The organism is Bacteroides intestinalis (assembly GCF_003464595.1).
GTDB lineage: Bacteria > Bacteroidota > Bacteroidia > Bacteroidales > Bacteroidaceae > Bacteroides > Bacteroides intestinalis_A.
Genome location: NZ_QRZF01000003.1, coordinates 199,618 through 220,838 on the forward strand (window position 1 = coordinate 199,618; position 21,221 = coordinate 220,838).

Genomic DNA, 21,221 nt, shown 5'->3' on the forward strand with positions numbered 1-21,221 from the left:
GTAGCAGCTCTTGGAATAACTTCTACTTTATTCTAACTCTGTTGCGCAGATATCGATTGTATTCAGTGCGTCCGAGATATCAGTCGGGGTTATCCCTTGACATTCAATTCTCAGTATCTTCTCCCAATCTTCAAAGTCTACGTTCCATACGTGGATCTGTGGATATTGGGTGAATAACTTTTCTATTTTCTTTATTTCCCGCCTCTTTTCTATAGAAGTCCGGAAGATTAAAATATTGTCTGTCATTGCGATAACTTATTTAATACCACTTATGTTATTTAGTCTGTTTAGTCTTTCTGGAAGCACTTCGTTTGATGCAAAGATAAGCCGAATAATCTTTCCGTAAAAAGTTTGTAGACCAACCTACAGATTCCTTATGACGAAATTAAGAATATGAGTGACCAACTTCTTTTCCTGTATATTCATACTGCTTCATTGGGTTTGCAAAAATAGCGTTTGGATTTTGCATACGCTTGTAAAAAAACGACATTTTGCTATACGGTTCTGAAACGTTGTCTGTAATCTGATGGAGTAATTCAATCAGTGCTAATGTAGATTGTCTCTTAATCCATGATAGTGTTTTGGCATCGACCATATCCGTGAGGCTTTCGGGAATACCCGGAATGAATAGGGTATCTATTTCATAATCCAGAGATTTTTATTATTGGAAAAACTGACTTCCTATCATGAAATGTGCTTAGTGAAAGAGGCGATGGCTTTTTGAAGAATAGACGTTTTTCTTCCAAATGTACTTTTATGCTTGCATAATTTATATATTTGCAGCATAAAAATCTTGTATTATGTTAAGAAAAGCACCTTTTTTCTCATATGTTGTAAGAATGGTAACATTCTTTGGTTTTCTTGGGCTATCTCTTTATATGAATGCCCGGAATATACAGATTAAGGATATTCCCCATATAGATAAATTGTCCACGAATGTCATCAATACCATTTTTCAGGATTCTGAAGGGTATATATGGTATGGTACAGCGGAAGGATTATGTCGTGATGATGGTTATAATATCCATACATTCAGGTCTGACTTTAAAGATCCGGATATGATGCCAAGTAATGTGATCACTTGTCTGGGAGAAGACAGTATCACACACAATATCTGGATTGGAACTGATAAGGGGTTATATATCTTAAATAAACAAACTTACACTATTGCATCTGCGGATATCGCAGAGCTTAAGGATATCAATATAGAGGGAATCATAGTGACCTCAGATCACTCTATATGGATAAATGTCTATAGAAGAATGTTCCGACTTTCGCCAGAAGGAGAGATTCAGAAAATGTACCCATTGCAATGTTCTACCGGTCCGGGAGAGGAGTATGTACTGTATGAAGATAGAAAACATCAACTGTTGCTCTCTATATCTGGTAAAGGATTACATAAATGGAATAAGCAAAAGGATGAATTTGAACTATTCTTCCCTTATACTGATAGGATAAGTGATCTTATACAAGATAGAGAGAAAGACTATTATTGGCTGGCTTCCTGGCAACAGGGGATTATTCGTTTGGATCCCTTGAATTCTGTTAAGGAATTGCAATATGTTCCTCAACCATTACCTATGAATTCTGCCGGGCAAATAGCCAAGACGGCTTTACATCTTGTGCAAGATGATGTGAACAACTATATTTGGACAATATCATGGAGTGACTTGTTTGCCTATCAGGTCACAACGGGTGGACTGTTGAAGCAGGTAGATACCTCAACGTTTTTGCCGCAATACAACAAAGCATTAAAGCGTATTATTAAAGATAGGGATGGCAATCTTTGGGTGACTTCTCTGGATAATCACAACTTTATCATCTATTTTGATGAGGATAATTTGCATGAATACAATATCGCCCCATTGGAAAAACAAATAAAGTGGACACCAATTTTTGAAAATCTGTGTAAGGATGAGAAAGGAATATTTTGGGTTTTCCAAAGGCGTCTCGGACTTTGTATTTATCAACCGGAGAAAGATAAAATCGAATGTTATACCAGTTCGAAAGCAGTCAGTGACAGTCCATTTCTGGTACTTTCTTATTTGCTGAAATCAAAAAAACAAGGGCTGGTATGGATAGTACCGCAAAGTAGCTGTGAATTATATGGCTTGAGCCAGAATAATATGGAGATAGAAATAGAACGTAGGGTGAATTTGTTTTCGGTATCAAAGACCTATGATGTTATCAATTATTTATTTGAAGATAATGACGGTAACCTTTGGATTGCAGCAGGTAATCATTTGTTTATCTACCAGATAGAAAGTGAGAAGTTGGAGCTTGCTTCTGATAATATAGGTGTTATCAAAGGTTTTGCTCAAACAGAGGATGGTATTATCTGGGGTATTGTAAAAAATAAAGGCCTCATCAGGATTGACAGGGAAAGGCATATGACAGAATATTCTGCCCCTCATTCTTTTCTATGTGTAGCTGCAGATCATAATAAATTATGGCTGGGGACTGATAAAGGAGGTATTATGTTATTTGATTCTGAAACCGGTTCTTTTGAAGATTATAATACGGCATGTGGAGTAAACGGAGACAAGATTAGCAATATCATAGTGGATCGTTTTCATCATGTATGGATAACAACCAGTAGGGAGGTCAAGGAATTTAATCCTAAGAATGGAGCTTACAGAAGTTTCTATGCATCCAGTAAGAATATTGGTTTCAACCGTTTTCTTCCCCAGTCTGTGTTTGAAGATGCTGACGGGCAACTTTACTTTGGTGGTATTCCTGGTATATTATCTATTTCTCCTTCTCAACGTCTGGACAATATTTCCCAACCCAAAGATATTCTTATAACTGATATACGGATTATGGGACGGAGTATTCTACTGGATAATAAACGGCCGGGTAAATCATTGAAAGTTGTTGATATATATCCGGAAGAACAAAATATCGAGATACAGTTTTCATCTTTAGACTATCAGAATAGTTCGCGGATACGATATGCATATCGCTTATCCGGAATAGATAAAGAGTGGATATACTTGTCGGCAGGAAAAAACTCAGCTTTCTATAATAAGTTGAGTAAAGGTAAATATGTGTTTCAGGTAAAGGCTACAGATGGAAATGGTTTGTGGAGCGACCATGTGGTTGAGATCAGCCTTAACCGCCTTCCGGCCTGGTATGAAAGTTGGTATGCTTATACGGTATACGTATTGTGCATACTGGCGATTACCTACTATTTCTATAGAATGGTACGTAATCGCATTCGTATGAGACAAGCCATAGCAATGGGGAAAATTGAACGCCAGAAGATAGAAGAAATCAATCACGCCAAACTGCAATTCTTTACTAATATCACACATGAACTACTCACTCCTTTATCTATAATTTCAGCCTCTGTGGATGAACTAAAGGAAGAAATACCAAGTAGTTCGCGGCTTCTTCAGGTTATGGAGAACAACACTTCCCGCTTAATCAGACTGATCCAGCAGATTCTTGAATTCAGAAAGGTAGAAAACGGAAAGTTGAAGTTGAAAGTTTCTTGTGGTAATATCAGCTTATTCCTGAAAAACTCCGTTTTGGCTTTTGCTCCTTTGGTAAAGAAGAAAAAATTATCTATTTCTTTGGAGGCGACCGAAGAGTGTTCTGGATATTTCGATGTAGATAAGTTGGATAAGATTATATATAACCTGCTTTCTAATGCTGCTAAATATACTCCTGAAGGAGGTGCCATAACCCTATGTCAGTCTTATGATGAAGAAACCGGATTACTGAAAATCACTGTCAACAATCCGGGAGAATGTATTCCGGAAGAAAAACTGGCGCATTTGTTCGAACGGTTCTATGAAGGTGAATATCGGAAGTTCCATACTATTGGTACCGGCATCGGCCTTTCATTGACAAAAGATCTGGTGGCATTGCATCATGGCACTATCCATGCCTTTAGCAATAAAGAGGAAGGCAATACATTTGTGGTACAAATACCTGTGCGGCGGGAGGCATTCAAAGAAGAGGAAATTGATGAAAGTATGGAGTATGCAGCTTATAATGTTCTGCCTATTGGTGAAGTAGAAGAAGCAGTTGCTACGGATATGGCTGAAAGAGAACCGGGTAGTTCCTCTTTATTGCTGGTAGAAGATAATGAGGATCTTTTGTCGTCTATGGTCCGTTTGTTGCAGGGCAGATATCATATCTTACAGGCAAGAAACGGGGTAGAGGCATTGGCTGTGCTTGAAAAAGAAGAAGTGAATCTGATTGTTTCGGATATCATGATGCCTGAAATGGATGGAATAGAATTATGTCGCAGGATTAAAGAGAAATTTGAAACTTGCCATATTCCAGTCATCTTGTTGACGGCCAAGATAACTGATGAGGATCAGGTAATGGGGTATGAATCGGGGGCAGACGGTTATATCTGCAAACCACTCCGCTTGTCTGTTTTATTAGCCAAGATAGACAATTTGTTGAAGAAGAGTAACCGTATGGGAATAGATTTTCGTAAGCAATTAGTGTTCGAAGCTAAAGAGTTGAATTTTACTTCTATGGATGAGGCTTTTATCCAAAAAGCAGTGGATTGTGTGAATGCACATTTGGATGATTGTAATTTTGAACATGCACAATTCTTGGCAGAGATGGGAATGGCGAGAACTACTCTGGCTGATAAGTTGAAGTTATTGACGGGGCTTACTCCTTCTGGATTTATCAATAATGTTCGTCTGCAAGCTGCATGTCGTTTGATAGATGAAAAGAAGAAAATCCGTATTTCAGATCTGGCTTATGCCGTGGGATTCAATGATCCTAAATATTTCAGTCTTTGTTTCAGGAAGAAGTTCGGACTGTCTCCTACAGAATACATGATGAAGTATGAGAATTGAATTTATTAGCGAGAAAGTCCCTTTTTGAACCATCAGTCTCTCTTTTCCGGTAATAGTTCTCCTTCTTTTTATTTATATTCCTCTACTTTTGAGGACGTGAATTAATTCTAAATATAAATATGAATTTAAAGAAGGAAACTATGATTAAACTAAAAACGGCAACATTGCTGCTTGTCTTTGCATGCACCTTTTTCTGTGTTTGTGATAGCAGTGCCAAGACTGGAAAAAATTATTATGTAGATGCCTTGCAAGGTAACGACGATGCTAATGGATTGAGTAAACAAACAGCTTGGAAAAGTCTGGAGAGGTTGAAAGATATTCAGCTTCGTGCAGGAGATTCGTTACTATTTCGAAGAGGGTCTGTTTTTATCGGCATTTTGGAACTCTCAGCGAAGGGGAAGGCTGATAAACGGGTTATTATAGATGCTTACGGTATCGGTAGAAAACCATGTATCAAAACACCGGACGCTTCACTATATACAATATTAGTACAGAACTCGGACTACCTTACACTACAGAACCTTGAAGTGGTAAATACTGGTACAGAACGGCTGGCACACCGCACGGGTGTAAAAGTGCTGTGTGAGAATTACGGTGTATCTCATAACATCATACTCAATGCATTGGAAATCCATGATGTAAATGGTAGCTTAATCAAGCAGAAAGGAGGTGGTTCTGGCATTTTAATTGTGAATAAAGGACAAGATGTAATATCGACCTTTGATGGATTGACCATTGAGAATTGCATCATTCGCCGTTGTGAGAGGAATGGCATGATTTGGTCTTCCTATAGCAGCCGTAATAATTGGCATCCCAGTACCAATACTGTTGTTCGTAAAAACTTGATAGAAGAAGTTCCCGGTGACGGTATTGTTCCGATAGGCTGTGAAGGAGCACTGATAGAATATAACTTGATGCGTAATTGTCCGGGAACACTACCGCATAGCGAAGCTGCTGCCGGTTTCTGGCCATGGAGTTGCGACAACAGTGTTCTTCAGTTTAATGAAGTGAGTGACCATAAAGCCCCTTGGGATGCACAAGGCTTTGATTCCGATTATAATTGCCATAATACGACCATTCAATATAATTTTAGTCATGATAATGATGGGGGGATGGTTTTAATTTGTAATTCCGGGACAGACGGTGGAGTAGGCAATCAGGGTACGGTAGTACAGTACAATGTGAGCATTAATGATGCTATTCGTCCACGTGCCACACGCAGTGGTATATTTTCTGCTACTATTCATATCGGTGGACCTTGTGAGAATACGCTGATAAACAATAATATCCTGCATGTTAATCCTAAGACGGCTTCGTTCATAGACCGTAGTATCATTACATCTGATTCATGGGATGGATATGCTAATAACACTATATTTAAAGAAAATATCTTTTTTGCTCCTCAGGAATCGGAGATTCGTCTTACCAAATCCACAAATAACATCTTTGATGGCAATTACTATCTAGGAAATTTCATAGGAAAACCTGCCGATAAAAGTGCCAAGGATGCTTCCGCTTATTACTATTCATGTATAAGTAAAGACCCAATGGGATTTGATAGTTTGTCTTTCCTTTTCGATACGGTAATTGTTGGGGATGGGGCTGCTGTACTGAAGGTAGTCAGTAAGGATGCCATTCATCGATTCTTTGAAGATATGAAGAATTGATTTTTTATCTGAAACAAAATATAGCGATAGTATTACCGGATAATAACGGTAGTGCTATCGCTATATTATTATTCCGCACCGTCTGAAGGTAGAGGGGGCTTTACCAAATTTCTTTTTGAAACATTGGCTGAAATATCTCGGATCGTTAAAGCCAACCTTATAAGCTACTTCTGATATATTGTATTGCCTTTCCGACAATAGGCTGCATGCTTTCTTCATGCGGACATTACAAATAAATTCACTGGGTGACAATCCGGTCAATGCTTTCACTCTTCGATAGAGCATGGATCTGGATATATGGATTTCTGCTTGCAGGAGTGGCATGGATAAATCCGGATTATCCATATGTTTCTCGATAGCAGCAAGTATTTGTTTAAGGAATGCTTGCTCGGATGGATTGGGCGCAATTCTTTGATACTTCGATTGGTTCTGCATTTGTGCAGACAATGCATTTGTTTTTGATAGCAATTGGGTAATATAGCCTGTAATATCTTCGTAAAGAGTCGAAGGAAGTATTATGACTTCCAGTTTTTCTGTAACTGGATTCATGAATGGATTGTCAATAAGGTATGCTCTCATATGTTTTTAGAATTAATGAAATAATATATGGAGCAAACTTCCGAAAAAGTGAGTAATAGGAGGGTGAATTATTACCGGAAACCTGCTTATAAGGCGTTTATAACCCTTTCCCGGTAATGATTCATCCTCTTATTCCTTATATCCACCTACTTTTGGCTAACGATTTAGAACAAAGAACATATATGCATCTTGTTGAATTAGTCACCTTAATTATCTAATAAATTTTAAAAGACGATGAAAAAGAATTCGTTTAGATTCAAAAGAAATCGAAAGGCGATAGCAGCCTTGCTAATCTGTGTAGGTTTCGTCGGTATTCATCCTTTGGCGGTATTTGCCGAAGATGATGTTAATGTCGTACAGACAGTGCAACAACAGAAACAGACCATTACTGGTATTGTGAAAGACGCAACGGGGGAACCTGTGATTGGAGCCAGCGTGAAAGAAAAAGGAGATCCATCCAATGGTGTGATAACCGATATTGATGGAAACTTCAGATTGAGTGTTCCTGCTAATGCAACTATTGAAATCTCATTTATCGGTTATCAGACGGCCAGTGTGAAAGCCATTTCAGGAAAACCTTTAAATATAGTATTGCAGGAGAATACTGAGATGTTGGACGAAGTGGTTGTAGTGGGTTATGGTACGATGCGTAAAAAGGATTTGACAGGTTCTGTCATTCAGATTCGTCCGGACAATCTTGCTAACGAGGCACCCAAGACAGTACAGGATGTACTACGTGGTACACCGGGTTTGAATGTGGGTATGGATGCTTCTGCGAAAGGTGGTGGTTCTCTTCAAATTCGTGGTCAACGTTCACTTTATACAGACGGTGGGCATAATGATCCGCTGATTATTCTTGATGGCATGATGTTTTATGGAGAACTTTCCGAACTCAATCCGGATGACATTGCGCAAATTGATGTATTGAAAGATGCTTCTGCCGCTGCTGTGTATGGGGCAAAAGCTGCTAATGGTGTTATTATTGTTTCTACCAAGAAAGGAAAAAATGGTAAACCGATGATTAATTTCAGTACCAACTGGAGCTTTTCTACAATGGGAGCTAACCGTGATGTTTATGATGGGGAAGGTTATTTGAAGTATCGCCGCGATTGGTATGTTGCAGGTACATACGGTGTAAACCCTGAAACTGGTGCTTATGAAGAGTATCAGGCGGATAAGAAAAAATACCCTGCAGGATATTATGATGCTCCCACACAGGAAAATCTGAATAAATACGGTATTACCCTTGACCAATGGCGTGCATATACCAATGCGGGTTCGGACATTTCCGACCAAGAAGTATGGGGAGCCACTAGGCTTGGTTTACAGGGAAATAGCCTTGCCAATTTTCTCTTGGGACAAACTTTTGATTGGTACGATCATTCTTTTCGTACAGGTCTCAACCAGAATTACAACGTGAGCATGTCTGGCGCTACCGATCGTGTGAATTACTATTTCTCTCTGGGATATATGGATAATGAAGGAGTGGCAGTAGGTAATGATTATACCACTTTCCGTTCTAACATGAAAGTGAATGCAAAAGTTACCAACTGGTTTGAAGTAGGCGCTAATGTCAACTTCCAAGAGCGTACCGATGGGGATACCACGGTAGACTGGGGCAAGCAGATCACTGAAAACAGCCCATTTGCTTCTTATCGGAATGAAAATGGAGAATTGGAGCGCTTTCCGATGGGAAATGTTTCAGGAAATACGGGGTACAACTATGATTACAGACAACAATTTAAGGAACGTGAGTCGGGTTATACAGTACTTAATACTATTTTGAATGCCAAATTGACGTTACCGTTCGGCATCACTTATGCCTTCAATATAGCACCGCGTTACCAGTGGTACTATTACCGTTCTTTTCAGTCTTCAAAAGATCCTGATGTAACGGCAGGGTCGGCAAGCCGTAACAATGGTAAGCGTTTTGACTGGTCACTGAACAACACTTTGACTTGGGATAAAACTTTTCTTGAGAAGCACCATTTTACAGTGACACTAGTACAGGAAGCTGAAGAACGACGTTCATGGGGTGACAATTTGAGTGCCAACAACTTACAGCCGACTGATGCCTTGGGCTTCCATTATGTAAAAGCAGGTGACAAAGAATCCAGCGCTTTCAGTTCGGATGATGGACATGAAACCGCTGACGGTATGCTTGCACGCCTGTTCTACTCGTATGATGACCGATATATGTTTACCGGCTCTATACGCCGCGACGGTTATTCAGCTTTTGGTACTTCCAATCCGCGTGCAACTTTCTATTCAACCGCCTTCGGATGGACTTTCACAAATGAGAAATTTTTCAATTGGGAACCGATGAGTTTCGGTAAACTGAGATTTTCCTGGGGACAGAATGGTAACCGTTCATTGGCTAATCCCTACATTGCTCTTGCCGACCTGGGCTCAGGTACCGGAGGTACTTATGGTTATGTAGACGCAAGTGGTAATACGACAGAATATCGTTACTTTACAATGAACCGTCTGGCCAATACGCATCTGCAATGGGAAAAGACCACTGCTTGGAACATTGGTTTAGATTTTGGCTTCTTGAATAACCGTATCAGTGGTAGTTTTGAGTATTATCACATGCCTACTACACAGATGATTATGAATCAGTCCTTACCCGGATTTTCCGGTTTTGGTTCAGTCACTACCAACTTGGGAGAGGTGCAGAACCGTGGTGTGGAAATCTCATTAAGTACAACAAATATTAAAAATGATGTATTGGAATGGAATACTACGATAGGTTTTTCATTCAATAAGAATGAAATCAAGCATCTGTATTATGAGTATGAAAATGTGCTTAATGCGCAAGGTGAAGTAATAGGTACTAAAGAAAGAGATGATATTTCCAATAAATGGTTTATCGGACAGCCTATTGGGGCTATCTGGGATTATAAAGTAACCGGTATTTGGCAGAAAGATGAAGTGGAAGAAGCTGCCAAGTATGGACAGCGTCCGGGTGACCCTAAGGTATGGAACAATCCTGATAATGATAAAGTAAATGCAGACGGTAGTGTTACTATCGTGTATGACAATGATGACAAGCAATTCCTGGGACAAAGCAGTCCGAAAGTGAATTGGTCTATGCGTAATGAATTTACTTTCTTCAAGGATCTAACTTTCTCATTTAATATCTATTCAAAGATGGGGCATAAGAGTCTGGAAACAGATTACCTGAATAAAGATAATGCAGGCTCAAAAGTGACGAATGGTCAGAATGTATATGCTAAGAAGGGATATTGGACTGTAGATAATCCGACCAATGAATATGGACGCTTAGATGCACAAGGTCCGTCGGGAGTGACTACACCGGGCAAATTACATAACCGTTCATTCATTCGTCTGGATAACATTTCACTTGCCTATAAACTGCCCAAGAAGTTCATTTCACGCTGGAGTATAGAAAAGGCGATTATTAGCGGAAGCATCAAGAATGTTGCAGTCTGGGCTAAAGACTGGAAATACTGGGACCCTGAAACCGGTGGTTTGGCTCCGAGAACCTTTAATATTGGATTAACTTTAACTCTTTAATTACATAACGGATATGAAAAAGATAAAAAATATAGCATTGATAGGTATGATTGCTGCCGGTGCGTTGTGTTCTTCTTGTTCAGAAGACTTCCTGAAACCAGACCCGCTTTCATTCTACGAACCTGAACAAACCTTTACTACTGAAGCCGGATTGCGCTCTGTTGTAGCTACGCTGGATAGACACTTGCGCAATTACTGGACTTATTATCAAGCTGCCAATCTGGTAACTCCTTTCTATACATTGTTTATGCATACCGATTTAGCTGTTGCCGGAAAAACAGACCAGAGTACTATCTGGGCAGATCCATCCGAACGCCTGACTCCTTCGGACGGAATGGGCGGCGGAGGCAGCGAAGTGAATCAGTTCTCGTATTTCTGGGGTGAAACTTATACAGGTATAAAATCAGCTAATACAATAACCAGCTATATCGGCAAAATTAAGGATATGGACGAAGCTTCCAGAAATAAATACATTGGTTGGGCTTATTTTCATCGGGCATATCGTTATTTGTCATTGGTCTTTATGTTTAAGGATGTCCCATTGGTGACAAAGATTATAGAAGGTCCGAAGTTCGACTATAAAACAACTTCCCGTGAGGCCATTCTTGCGAAGATGGTTGAGGATATGGAATTTGCCGTACAGTGGGTTCCGGAACAAAAGGATATGAAAGAGATCGGTCTGGTCAATAAGGGAGCTTGCCGCATGTTACTTTCTAAACTTTATCTGGCAACCGGACAGTGGGAGAAGGCTATTCAGCAGCTGAATGAAGTGATAGATAACTCCGGTTATTCGCTGATGACGAATACCTTTGGCACCTTTGTCACTCCTTTCAATACAGAAACGTGGCCTATTCAACGCAATGTGATCTGGGATTTGCACCGACCTGAAAATAAGTTGATAGCCGAAAATAAAGAAGTGATACTGGGTATGCCTAATCGCGGTATCGGTTCATCGAATTCTTTTGTTGCTTTCAATACAATGCGTGCTCTGGGTCCATTGTGGGATGACAAGAGTAATCTATTGGACCCTAATGGAGTACAAGCTGTGAAAAGTTTTGCTCGTAGCGATAAGAATTATGACTCTAAATATGACTATAATCGCTCCATAGGTCGTGGTACAGGTTATTTGCACCCTACTTATTACTCTCAATATGGTATGTGGGAAGTGAATGGAGTAGATGATGAGGGAGATTTGAGACGCAGTACAAAGAGTGGAAACTGGATGATGATGGATTCTGTCAGGGTCAATAATCCTTCTTCCAAATATTATGGTCAGTATCTTCAGAAGTCTTGGTGTAAGGATACAATCCGTGATTGGTTCGGATGGCCTCACTATAAAATCTATTTAATGGACCAGAATGCCGAGGCGAAAGAAAGTAGTACACAGTTCAATGGCGCTTCTAGCAGCTCCACTACAAGTGGCATAGCCGACTGGTATTGCTACCGTCTGGCAGAGGCTTATTTGCTGCGTGCTGAAGCAAAATTTTATAATGGCGATCCTGCCGGTGCTGCTCTGGATGTAAACAAAGTGAGGGAGAGAGCTCAGTGCAAACAGCTTTACACAACTGTAACCATTGGAGATATCATGGATGAGCGTGCACGTGAATTGTATCTGGAAGAATGGCGCTATCTTGAATTGAGTCGTGTGTCTTATTGCCTTGCCCTAAGCGGAAAACCGGATGAATGGGGAAATACGTATGATGTGAATACTTATGATAAACAGGAAGGTACAGACCCGAATGGTGGAAGTTATTGGTATCAACGCATTATGCATTACAATGAATTCTATAATAAAAATCCGGAGTTGATTGTGAAGAACCATAAATATACCATTGACAAGCGTAATCTGTATTTGCCTATTCCACAATCAGCTATCGATGCCAATCGTTTGGGAAAACTACGCCAGAATTATGGCTATGACAAATATGATGACAGTGTGCCGATGTGGGGAAACTGGCAGGAGGCTGTGGCCGACGAAGATAACCTGTCTAACTAGATTGGGCTTCGGCTCTTCTGAGTAGTAAATTCGCATTTTTTCAATAGGTATTATAAGGAACGGGGTGATCGTTCTTTTCTTGAGATCACCCCGTTTTCATTTGTATCAATCAATATAGAATCAAGTATGAATAGAATAACAATGAAAGGACTGTTTTTTGCTTTTCTGACTCTTATTTTTTGTTCCGGATATTTTCCGTGTGCAGCAACCGAACTTCCGAAGGTGTCCGATGTGTCCGGTATTATCCATAAAGTGAACAGATACTGGCAAACTACGCATCCTAAACATAGTTGGTCATTCTGGGATCATGCTGCCTATCATACCGGAAACATGGAAGCTTATTTCCTGACAGGGGATACCGCTTACTACAATTATTCTGAAGCATGGGCTGGGCATAATCAGTGGATGGGAGCCAGAAGCAAAGATAAGTCTAAATGGAAATCCGGCTATGGTGAAAGTAATGAATATGTTCTGTTTGGCGATTATCAGGTGTGTTTTCAGACATATATCGACCTTTATACTGTGGAGCCTGACGAACGGAAAATAGCCCGTGCCCGCGAGGTTATGGAATATGAAATGAGTACCGATCGCTCCGATTATTGGTGGTGGGCTGATGGACTCTATATGGTGATGCCCGTTATGACTAAACTGTATAAGGTGACCGGAAATCCGCTTTATTTGGAGAAGCTGCATGAGTACTGGGAATATGCCAATAGCATTATGTATGACGCAGAGGCTGGTCTGTATTATCGTGATGCGAAGTATGTCTATCCTGAACATAAAAGTGTAAATGGTAAAAAGGACTTTTGGGCGCGTGGTGATGGCTGGGTACTGGCTGCATTGGCCAAAGTGCTGAAAGACTTGCCTCAAAATGATAAATACCGGTCAGAATATGTCGACCGTTTTCGGACAATGGCTAAAGCCGTAGTCGCCTGTCAACAACCGGAAGGCTATTGGACCCGAAGCATGCTCGATCCGCAACATGCTCCCGGGCCGGAAACCAGTGGAACAGCTTTCTTCACCTATGGTCTGCTGTGGGGCGTCAATAATGATTTATTGGATAGAGAAACTTATGAACCGGTAGTATTGAAAGCATGGGAATATCTTGCTACAGTGGCTTTGCAACCGAATGGGCATGTAGGCTATGTACAACCTATTGGTGAGAAAGCTATCCCCGGACAAGTGGTGGATGCTAATTCTACTGCCAATTTTGGTGTAGGTGCTTTCTTATTGGCTGCTTGTGAAATGGTACGTTTCATCGAAGATGCGCCTATCGTCAATGAAGGATATCAGGTGACGGATAAAGGTGCCTGGTGTTGGTTTGCCGATCCTCGTGCCTTGCATTATAAAAGTAAAGATGGCAGTATAGACCGAACCTATATCGGCTACATTGATACTCATGGAAACATAAAAGCCATGCAATATGATTTTCATAAAAAGCAGCAGAAAGAAGTCCTTATCCGTTCCTGCTTCCAGCCGGATGATCATGATAACCCGACTTTCCTGATACTGCCTGATGAGCGTGTCATGATATTCTATTCGCGCCATACGGATGAACGTTGTTTTTACTATCGCATCTCGCGGGAACCGGGTGACATTACAACTTTAGGAGAAGAGAAGAAAATTATCACTGAGAATAACACCACCTATCCTTCTCCCTTTATTCTTTCTGATGATCCGGATCACATCTATCTTTGCTGGCGCGGAATAGGCTGGCATCCTACGATTGCCAAGTTATCCCTACCGGATAAAAAAGATAATGTAGACGTGGAGGGGGGACCTTACCAATTGGTACAGTCTACCGGAGCGCGTCCCTATGCCAAATATACGTCGAATGGAAAAGATAAGATTCTTTTCACTTATACTACAGGACATCCTGATCAGGAGAGTCCAAATTTCTTATATTTCAATTATATCGATATACACACTTTGCAACTGGAAGATGTGAAGGGAAATGTGCTTTCGACCATAGCCGATGGCCCGTTTCAGATAAATAAAGGAAGTGAGTATGTAGAACAGTATCCTTATACGGTGGTAGATAGTCCTGAAGAGCGTGACTGGGTATGGCAGATAGCCATCGACAAACCGGGGAATCCTGTTATTGCCATGGTTCGTATCAGTGAAGACAAAACCTCACACAATTATTATTATGCCCGCTGGACAGGAAAAGAATGGAAAAAGAACTTTCTGGCTCATGCCGGCGGACATTTTCATCAAAGTTCTTATATCGAGAAGTGCTACAGTGGCGGAATGACTATTGATCCTACACAGACAAATGTGATTTATTGTTCTGTTCCCGTAGAAGGCAAATATGGACGGAAATATGAGATACAGAAATATATGCTGAATGATGGGGGAGATGTGGTTGCCGTTGAGGCTGTTACCCGTAATTCCCGGTACAATAATGTGCGTCCCTATATTATTCCTGATTCGGAAGATACTCCGTTACGGCTGACATGGATGCATGGCAATTACTATGACTGGATTGTAAGTACCACACATCCGTTGGGGTATTGTACTGCGATTCATTCCGATTTTCGAGGTTTCCCTGTTAAGACTGAAACTGAGAATATTGAGATGACAGTTGAACAGGCTAAGGATTTTAAATTTGATCTTAAGGAAGACTTTGTAATTTCCGTAACCCTAAAGCCTGATACGGTAAAATATCGTGGCTGTCTGTTGCAACTTGGAAAACTGGGGTATTATCTGAATGCCAATACTATGAAACCAGAGGTACGTTATCAAAGAAAAGTATATACCAGTACCAATATTCTCGGAACAGCCGATACTTGGACAATCATGCCACGTGGAACGAATGGTAAATGGTATGTTCCGCAGAAATACTCCGAGTTACGTTTAAAGTTGGAGTATAAGAATGGTATTTTGCGTACTTATGTTAATGGCCTGCTTGATCAGACCATTGAACTATTGCCATGATATTCACTGGAAAAAACTTACACTTTTAATCTTAATGTCGGAAGAATTGAGGGGTAAACAAATGCTAAGAAATACCGGAGAGGGGCATATTGGATTAATGCCCCTTTTTCTTTATCGGCAATCGTGGAAACAACTTCCTGAACCGTACCAAATGTGTCGTAATATTGCTTCCGGCTATAATAAACGTCACAGCCAGGATAATCAATATAATTCCGCAACACAATCTGGGTGTCAGACTTTCCCCGAAGATTGTTACTCCGAAGAATACAGCCGTTACAGGTTCCAAAGCTCCGAGGATGGCTGTAGGGGTAGAACCTATATATTGCACAGCTTGCGTAGTGCAGAGGAAGGATATGGCTGTGGGGAAGATTGCCAATGCAATCAGGTTCCCCCATAAATACCATTTATCGACAACATGCAGGCTTTGCCCGAAATCTACACGGACTAAAAAGAGCGATAGGCCGAAAAGCAATACATAAAAAGTAACTTTAAGCGTTGCCACATCTTTTAATATCGGTCGGTTTACCCCTACGATATAAATAGCATAGGAGAGGGCCGATGCCATGACTAACCCAACGCCAACTAAGCTAAGCGTTGTACCGTCTCCTCCTTTATATAGTAACCCAATACCACTTAAAGCCAGAAAGATACATAAGACTGTTTGTAATGTGATTTTTTCCTTGAAAGCGACAGCCATAATCAGTGCCACCAAAATAGGATAGACAAACAGTATTGTTGAGGCAATACCGGCTTCCATATAGTTATAGCTTTGAAACAGGGTAAGAGAAGAAATGGCGACCAACCATCCCAGTATGATTAACGGCAATATTTCTTTCCGCTTTAGACTGAAACTTCTACCTCTCGCTTTGAGCATAATCCCCAGGATGGGAATGGCAAACAGATATCTGAAGAAAAGAACGGAATCCGGATTCATACCTTCCTTATATAGCGGAAGGGTAAAGAGGGGATTCATACCATAAGTGGCGGCAGCAACGGCTCCCAATATATATCCTTTGACCTTTGTATTCATAAACACTAAATAATTTCTTAGTTCTGGTTTTCTTTGGGGGTGCAAAGGTAAATCTTTCCTTTATATATTGTCATTACAAACCTCTTAATTTTTACTTTTTCCTGCCTTGGATGACTTCAGTTTTCGTATTCTCAAAATATTATTTATCTTTGCGCCATGACAAAGACATTCAAATCGGATTTGGTTTAATAAACAATCTGTGTTTCTGATACAGATTGTCCCTTCGTTTACTCTCGGATAACTCCTTTCGAGAGTAGTTTTCTATTATTATAATTCAAGTTTAATCTGCGTACAATGATGAAGGCATTGTTATGCTTTCCGTGTATGCAAAATACATTAAGAAAATGAGTAACGAAAATAAAACAATTCACGATTTCGAACTTAAATTAATCTGTGACTTCTTCTCCAATATGGAACGCCAAGGACCCGGAAGTCCTGACGTAACACTGAAAGCGCTGAGCTTTATAGATAACCTCACCGACAAATCCCTTATCGCCGACATCGGTTGTGGAACAGGAGGACAGACAATGGTATTGGCCGGACACATTCTCGGGCAGATCACCGGACTTGACCTTTTTCCCGACTTTATTGATATTTTCAATCGCAATGCAAAGCAAGCGGGTTTGCAGGACAGAGTGAGAGGCATTGTCGGTTCTATGGATAACCTTCCTTTTCAGAATGAGGAATTAGACCTGATCTGGTCGGAAGGAGCCATCTATAATATTGGTTTTGAACGGGGACTGAATGAGTGGCGTAGGTATCTGAAACCGGGAGGATATATTGCTGTTTCTGAAAGTTCGTGGTTTACTGACGAACGTCCTGCAGAAATCAATGACTTCTGGGTGAATGCGTATCCTGAAATAGATACGATTCCCAATCAGGTGGTCAAGATACACAAAGCAGGATATCTTCCCGTCGCTACATTTATTCTGCCGGAAAATTGCTGGACAGAGCATTACTTTGCTGCAAAGATTGAAGCTCAGAAAATCTTCCTTCATAAATATGCGGGAAATAAGATCGCCGAAGAATTCAGTTCGCTTCAGTTTGATGAAGAAGAACTATACAGCAAGTATAAAGCATTCTACGGTTATACATTTTTCATAGCAAAAAAGATAGAACAATGATTCATTTGAATAATTACGGTTGGAATGACAAGTTAAGCCAACTAAAGCAAGAGTCAATATACAATGCCCTTACACATGGACGTATATCCATCGTACACCGCACATGTTACGAGGTCGTTTCAGAAAACGGTCTGTTTCAGTGCGAACTGACGGGGAATATGATGTATGGAAAATCAGACTTTGAGCTCCCTTGCACTGGTGATTGGGTACTTTTTCAACCATTCGACGAACATAAAGGGATTATAGTGGATATGCTGCTTCGTGAACGGACTTTATATCGCAAGAAAAACGGAACGGTTGCCGATAAACAGGCCATTGCCTCGTATGTTGACAGGGCATTTATCGTGCAAAGTCTTGATGATAATTTCAATGTTCGTAGAGCCGAGCGTTTCATGGTTCAGATGCAGGAAGAGAATATTAATCCTGTATTGGTGTTCAATAAGGCTGATTTAGGGTTTGACAAGCAGAAAGTTGAAGAACAGATCAGACACATTGCCCGTCAGATACCGGTGTTTTTTACAAGTATTCATCAACCTCAGACGATTCTCCAATTACGGGAGTCTATATCGGCAGGTGAAACGGTTGTGTTTGTCGGCTCTTCAGGTGTAGGGAAAAGTTCTCTGGTGAATGCGCTTTGCGAGAAATTGGCATTGCTAACGTCTGATATCAGCCTGTCCACGGGAAAAGGAAGACATACTTCTACTCGTCGGGAGATGGTATTGATGGACGGTTCAGGTGTATTAATCGATACTCCGGGCGTTCGGGAATTTGGCTTGGCCATTGACGATCCCGATTCTCTTGCAGAGGTCTTGGAGATTTCAGATTATGCTGCATCGTGTCGTTTCAAGGATTGCAAGCACATCAACGAACCCGGATGTGCCGTTTTAGAAGCGGTAAGTAGTGGTATATTGGACCGTAAGGTTTATGAAAGTTATCTGAAACTTCGACGGGAAGCGTGGCATTTCTCTACTTCCGAACATGAAAAGCGTAAAAGGAATAAATCTTTTTCAAAACTCGTGGATGAGGTGAAGAAGCGCAAGGCAAATCGCTAATTTCTATTATAAGAGTGTGTCATTTACCTATTGGGTTTGTGACACACTTTCATTTTACATTTTCAGTGAATTATAAAAACGTAGGTGTGAACTCGATGCCTAAGGCACGGGCTATACGGAAGAAACTTGAAATCTGAATATCTGTTTCTCCCTTTTCTACACGGGCAATATAACTTCTTGCCGTACCAACCTTCTCTGCTAACTCCTGTTGAGTTATCTTTAGTTGCTTTCGACGATCACGTAAAATCTCACCATAATACCATGCTATTGACTTCTCATGAAAAACTGTACGAGATTCAGTTCCTGCTTCTCCATATTTATTGTCCAGTAGTTCACCTGCTGTATGTAGCTTGGCTAATTTATTCTCATCTAATTTTCTCATAACTCAAAGTCTTTTAATATCCGTTCTGCAATCTTAATTTGTTTATTGTAGTCTTTTGTTGATTTCTTTAGGAAACCATTCAAAAGTAGTATTTTCTTTGAAAGGATGATGTTATCATCATCAACAGCAAAAAGAATAGTTCTGTATTCATTGGTACTAACAGATACTCGCATTTCATACAAATCTGTATTTTCCAAGTGTTTTACGAACTTTGTGCTAAGCACATACTCGGTTCTGATAATATCCATTGTATGTTCAAACTTAGCTTTTACTTTATCTTGTAGTGCATTGTAAAACTCTGTGAATTCATTTGAGAAATACAATTCGCGTATGTCGTTGTCCTTTTTATCTGTTGCTTTCATTGTGCAAATGTACCCAATTAGATACAATTGGGCAAGTAAAATATAAACTCTTGCAGATATTTAACTCTGATTTTTCTACACTGGACCTTCACAATCGAGGAAACTATAGTTAGGGTTCATAGCTCTTGATACAGTTTTGCCGGGACACTTTTCTTCTGTAATGCTAGTAGAAGTGTTTTATTTCCGTTTCCTGTAAAAGCCGCCCTATTACTTTGGGGTCGAGTGGAAATTCTTGTACCTTTGCACTCGTTTTTAGAAAAGAAGAGTCACGATGATCAATAAATATGAAGAACGTCTGGGAACCGAGCGTATGTTGCCACTGGTTTTCAAGATGGCGCTTCCGGCAGTAGCAGCACAATTCGTCAATTTGCTTTATAGCATTGTCGACCGTATCTATATCGGACACATACCGGGCATCGGGACGGATGCATTGGCAGGCGTAGGAGTAACAATTTCTCTCGTGGTATTGATTTCTTCTTTTTCAGCAATAGTGGGCGGTGGTGGTGCACCGTTGGCTGCCATAGCCCTCGGACAAGGTGACCGCCAGCGTGCCGGAAAGATATTGGGGAATGGTTTTACCTTGCTGATTCTATTTACTTTAATTACTTCCTTCATTGCCTATACCTTCATGGAGCCTATTCTGCTCTTTACAGGTGCTTCGGAACATACATTGAGCTATGCGGTCGATTACCTTTCCATTTATTTGCTGGGAACTGTTTTTGTAGAGATTTCCACCGGACTCAATTCCTTTATCAATGCGCAGGGGCGTCCTGCCATTGCCATGTACTCTGTCTTAATCGGAGCTTTATTAAATATCATTCTTGATCCTATTTTTATCTTCTGGTTTGATATGGGGGTGAAAGGTGCTGCTTTGGCTACGGTGATTTCTCAGGCTTGCAGTGCTGCATGGGTACTGCCTTTCCTATTCTCCCGGAAGGCATCTCTGCCTTTGGAGAGGCGCTATATGAAGTTGAATCGGGGAATTGTTGTTGCGATGTTGGGACTGGGAGTATCTCCGTTCATTATGGCCAGTACAGAGAGTTTGGTGGGCTTTGTGCTGAATAGTAGCTTGAAAGATTTTGGAGATATTTACGTCAGTGCGTTGACGATACTACAGACTTCGATGCAGTTTGCCAGTGTGCCGCTGACGGGGTTTGCGCAAGGCTTTATTCCGATTGTAAGTTACAATTATGGTCATGGTGATAAGCAGCGTGTGAAGGATTGTTTCCGTATTGCACTGATCACGATGTTCTCTTTTAATCTGATTCTGATGCTGCTTATGATCCTGTTCCCGTCAACGGTTGCATCAGCTTTTACAAGTGATGAAAAGTTGATAGAAACGGTCCGTTGGACCATGCCTGTCTTTCTGGGTGGTATGACCATTTTCGGCTTGCAACGTGCCTGTCAGAATATGTTTGTTGCATTGGGACAGGCTAAGATATCCATTTTTATCGCTTTGCTCCGCAAGGCTATTCTGTTGATTCCGTTAGCATTGATACTGCCGCATTATATGGGAGTGACCGGAGTATATGCGGCTGAGGCTATATCCGATGCTACGGCTGCAATTTGCTGTACGCTGTTGTTCTTTTGGCAGTTTCCTAAGATTTTGGGGAAGATGAAATAAGGTGGATAGAAGCCTTCCAACTACTTTAAAGTGATTATTTTCATCTTATTAGTTTGATAATAGAGAAACTTTGATTAACTTTGTAAGTGCTCATATAATAGT

Annotated in this window: 14 protein-coding genes; 8 read left to right on the forward strand and 6 right to left on the reverse strand. The window is 40.6% G+C overall.

Annotated features, from left to right (window positions below; genetic code table 11):
* Positions 1 to 27 precede the first annotated feature (27 nt).
* Positions 28 to 246 carry a hypothetical protein gene (locus DWW10_RS05540; protein ID WP_118421495.1) on the reverse strand — a complete coding sequence of 73 codons (219 nt, stop codon included), beginning with the start codon at positions 244 to 246 and terminating at the stop codon, positions 28 to 30.
* 139 nt (positions 247 to 385) lie between these two features.
* A complete protein-coding gene (locus tag DWW10_RS25975) occupies positions 386 to 595 on the reverse strand; it encodes a hypothetical protein (RefSeq protein WP_182021355.1) in 210 nt (69 codons plus the stop codon).
* A gap of 205 nt (positions 596 to 800) precedes the next feature.
* Here DWW10_RS25975 and DWW10_RS05550 point away from each other — a divergent pair, with 205 nt between their 5' ends.
* Positions 801 to 4,826: a response regulator gene (locus tag DWW10_RS05550; RefSeq protein ID WP_118421496.1), complete on the forward strand. Its 4,026-nt coding sequence runs from the start codon at positions 801 to 803 to the stop codon at positions 4,824 to 4,826.
* Between the two features lie 140 nt (positions 4,827 to 4,966).
* Entirely contained in the window at positions 4,967 to 6,493 is a 1,527-nt protein-coding gene (locus tag DWW10_RS05555; RefSeq protein ID WP_118421556.1) for a right-handed parallel beta-helix repeat-containing protein, read from the forward strand.
* Positions 6,494 to 6,553: 60 nt separating this feature from the next.
* On the opposite strand, the gene DWW10_RS05560 is transcribed toward DWW10_RS05555, so the two are convergent.
* On the reverse strand, positions 6,554 to 7,072 hold the full coding sequence (locus DWW10_RS05560) for a helix-turn-helix domain-containing protein (protein ID WP_007209541.1): 519 nt from the start codon (positions 7,070 to 7,072) through the stop codon (positions 6,554 to 6,556).
* A 234-nt stretch (positions 7,073 to 7,306) separates the two neighbouring features.
* Between DWW10_RS05560 and DWW10_RS05565 the strand changes: the two genes are divergently transcribed.
* The 3 genes from DWW10_RS05565 to DWW10_RS26350 all read left to right on the forward strand — a co-directional run bounded on the left by DWW10_RS05565 (position 7,307) and on the right by DWW10_RS26350 (position 15,545).
* Positions 7,307 to 10,612: a SusC/RagA family TonB-linked outer membrane protein gene (locus tag DWW10_RS05565; RefSeq protein ID WP_118421497.1), complete on the forward strand. Its 3,306-nt coding sequence runs from the start codon at positions 7,307 to 7,309 to the stop codon at positions 10,610 to 10,612.
* Positions 10,613 to 10,625: 13 nt separating this feature from the next.
* Positions 10,626 to 12,608: a RagB/SusD family nutrient uptake outer membrane protein gene (locus tag DWW10_RS05570; protein WP_118421498.1), complete on the forward strand. Its 1,983-nt coding sequence runs from the start codon at positions 10,626 to 10,628 to the stop codon at positions 12,606 to 12,608.
* 126 nt (positions 12,609 to 12,734) lie between these two features.
* Positions 12,735 to 15,545 carry a glycoside hydrolase family 88 protein gene (locus DWW10_RS26350; RefSeq protein WP_259320419.1) on the forward strand — a complete coding sequence of 937 codons (2,811 nt, stop codon included), beginning with the start codon at positions 12,735 to 12,737 and terminating at the stop codon, positions 15,543 to 15,545.
* A gap of 94 nt (positions 15,546 to 15,639) precedes the next feature.
* Here DWW10_RS26350 and DWW10_RS05580 read toward each other — a convergent pair whose 3' ends face one another.
* A complete protein-coding gene (locus DWW10_RS05580) occupies positions 15,640 to 16,575 on the reverse strand; it encodes a DMT family transporter (protein WP_118421499.1) in 936 nt (311 codons plus the stop codon).
* A gap of 311 nt (positions 16,576 to 16,886) precedes the next feature.
* On the opposite strand from DWW10_RS05580, the gene DWW10_RS05585 reads away from it, so the two are divergent.
* Complete coding sequence (locus DWW10_RS05585; protein WP_118421500.1) at positions 16,887 to 17,699, forward strand: class I SAM-dependent methyltransferase; 813 nt, start codon at positions 16,887 to 16,889, stop codon at positions 17,697 to 17,699.
* Entirely contained in the window at positions 17,696 to 18,751 is a 1,056-nt protein-coding gene (rsgA, locus tag DWW10_RS05590) for a ribosome small subunit-dependent GTPase A (RefSeq protein WP_118421501.1), read from the forward strand. Before DWW10_RS05585 ends, rsgA begins: the two co-directional genes overlap by 4 nt.
* 70 nt (positions 18,752 to 18,821) lie before the next feature.
* On the opposite strand, the gene DWW10_RS05595 is transcribed toward rsgA, so the two are convergent.
* Together DWW10_RS05595 and DWW10_RS05600 are read right to left on the reverse strand one after the other, a co-directional pair.
* Entirely contained in the window at positions 18,822 to 19,133 is a 312-nt protein-coding gene (locus DWW10_RS05595) for a helix-turn-helix domain-containing protein (RefSeq protein WP_007209550.1), read from the reverse strand.
* Positions 19,130 to 19,495 (reverse strand): type II toxin-antitoxin system RelE/ParE family toxin, encoded by a 366-nt coding sequence (locus DWW10_RS05600; protein WP_118421558.1) that lies wholly within the window; start codon positions 19,493 to 19,495, stop codon positions 19,130 to 19,132. The genes DWW10_RS05595 and DWW10_RS05600 overlap by 4 nt, the downstream gene beginning before the upstream one ends.
* A gap of 271 nt (positions 19,496 to 19,766) precedes the next feature.
* Between DWW10_RS05600 and DWW10_RS05605 the strand changes: the two genes are divergently transcribed.
* Positions 19,767 to 21,119 carry an MATE family efflux transporter gene (locus DWW10_RS05605; RefSeq protein WP_118421502.1) on the forward strand — a complete coding sequence of 451 codons (1,353 nt, stop codon included), beginning with the start codon at positions 19,767 to 19,769 and terminating at the stop codon, positions 21,117 to 21,119.
* Positions 21,120 to 21,221 lie beyond the last annotated feature (102 nt).

Coding starts and splice junctions, on each gene's coding strand:
- DWW10_RS05540 (WP_118421495.1), bottom strand. CDS start 246: ATGACAGACAATATTTTAATCTTCCGGACTTCTATAGAAAAGAGGCGG.
- DWW10_RS25975 (WP_182021355.1), bottom strand. CDS start 595: ATGGTCGATGCCAAAACACTATCATGGATTAAGAGACAATCTACATTA.
- DWW10_RS05550 (WP_118421496.1), top strand. CDS start 801: ATGTTAAGAAAAGCACCTTTTTTCTCATATGTTGTAAGAATGGTAACA.
- DWW10_RS05555 (WP_118421556.1), top strand. CDS start 4,967: ATGATTAAACTAAAAACGGCAACATTGCTGCTTGTCTTTGCATGCACC.
- DWW10_RS05560 (WP_007209541.1), bottom strand. CDS start 7,072: ATGAGAGCATACCTTATTGACAATCCATTCATGAATCCAGTTACAGAA.
- DWW10_RS05565 (WP_118421497.1), top strand. CDS start 7,307: ATGAAAAAGAATTCGTTTAGATTCAAAAGAAATCGAAAGGCGATAGCA.
- DWW10_RS05570 (WP_118421498.1), top strand. CDS start 10,626: ATGAAAAAGATAAAAAATATAGCATTGATAGGTATGATTGCTGCCGGT.
- DWW10_RS26350 (WP_259320419.1), top strand. CDS start 12,735: ATGAATAGAATAACAATGAAAGGACTGTTTTTTGCTTTTCTGACTCTT.
- DWW10_RS05580 (WP_118421499.1), bottom strand. CDS start 16,575: ATGAATACAAAGGTCAAAGGATATATATTGGGAGCCGTTGCTGCCGCC.
- DWW10_RS05585 (WP_118421500.1), top strand. CDS start 16,887: ATGCTTTCCGTGTATGCAAAATACATTAAGAAAATGAGTAACGAAAAT.
- rsgA (WP_118421501.1), top strand. CDS start 17,696: ATGATTCATTTGAATAATTACGGTTGGAATGACAAGTTAAGCCAACTA.
- DWW10_RS05595 (WP_007209550.1), bottom strand. CDS start 19,133: ATGAGAAAATTAGATGAGAATAAATTAGCCAAGCTACATACAGCAGGT.
- DWW10_RS05600 (WP_118421558.1), bottom strand. CDS start 19,495: ATGAAAGCAACAGATAAAAAGGACAACGACATACGCGAATTGTATTTC.
- DWW10_RS05605 (WP_118421502.1), top strand. CDS start 19,767: ATGATCAATAAATATGAAGAACGTCTGGGAACCGAGCGTATGTTGCCA.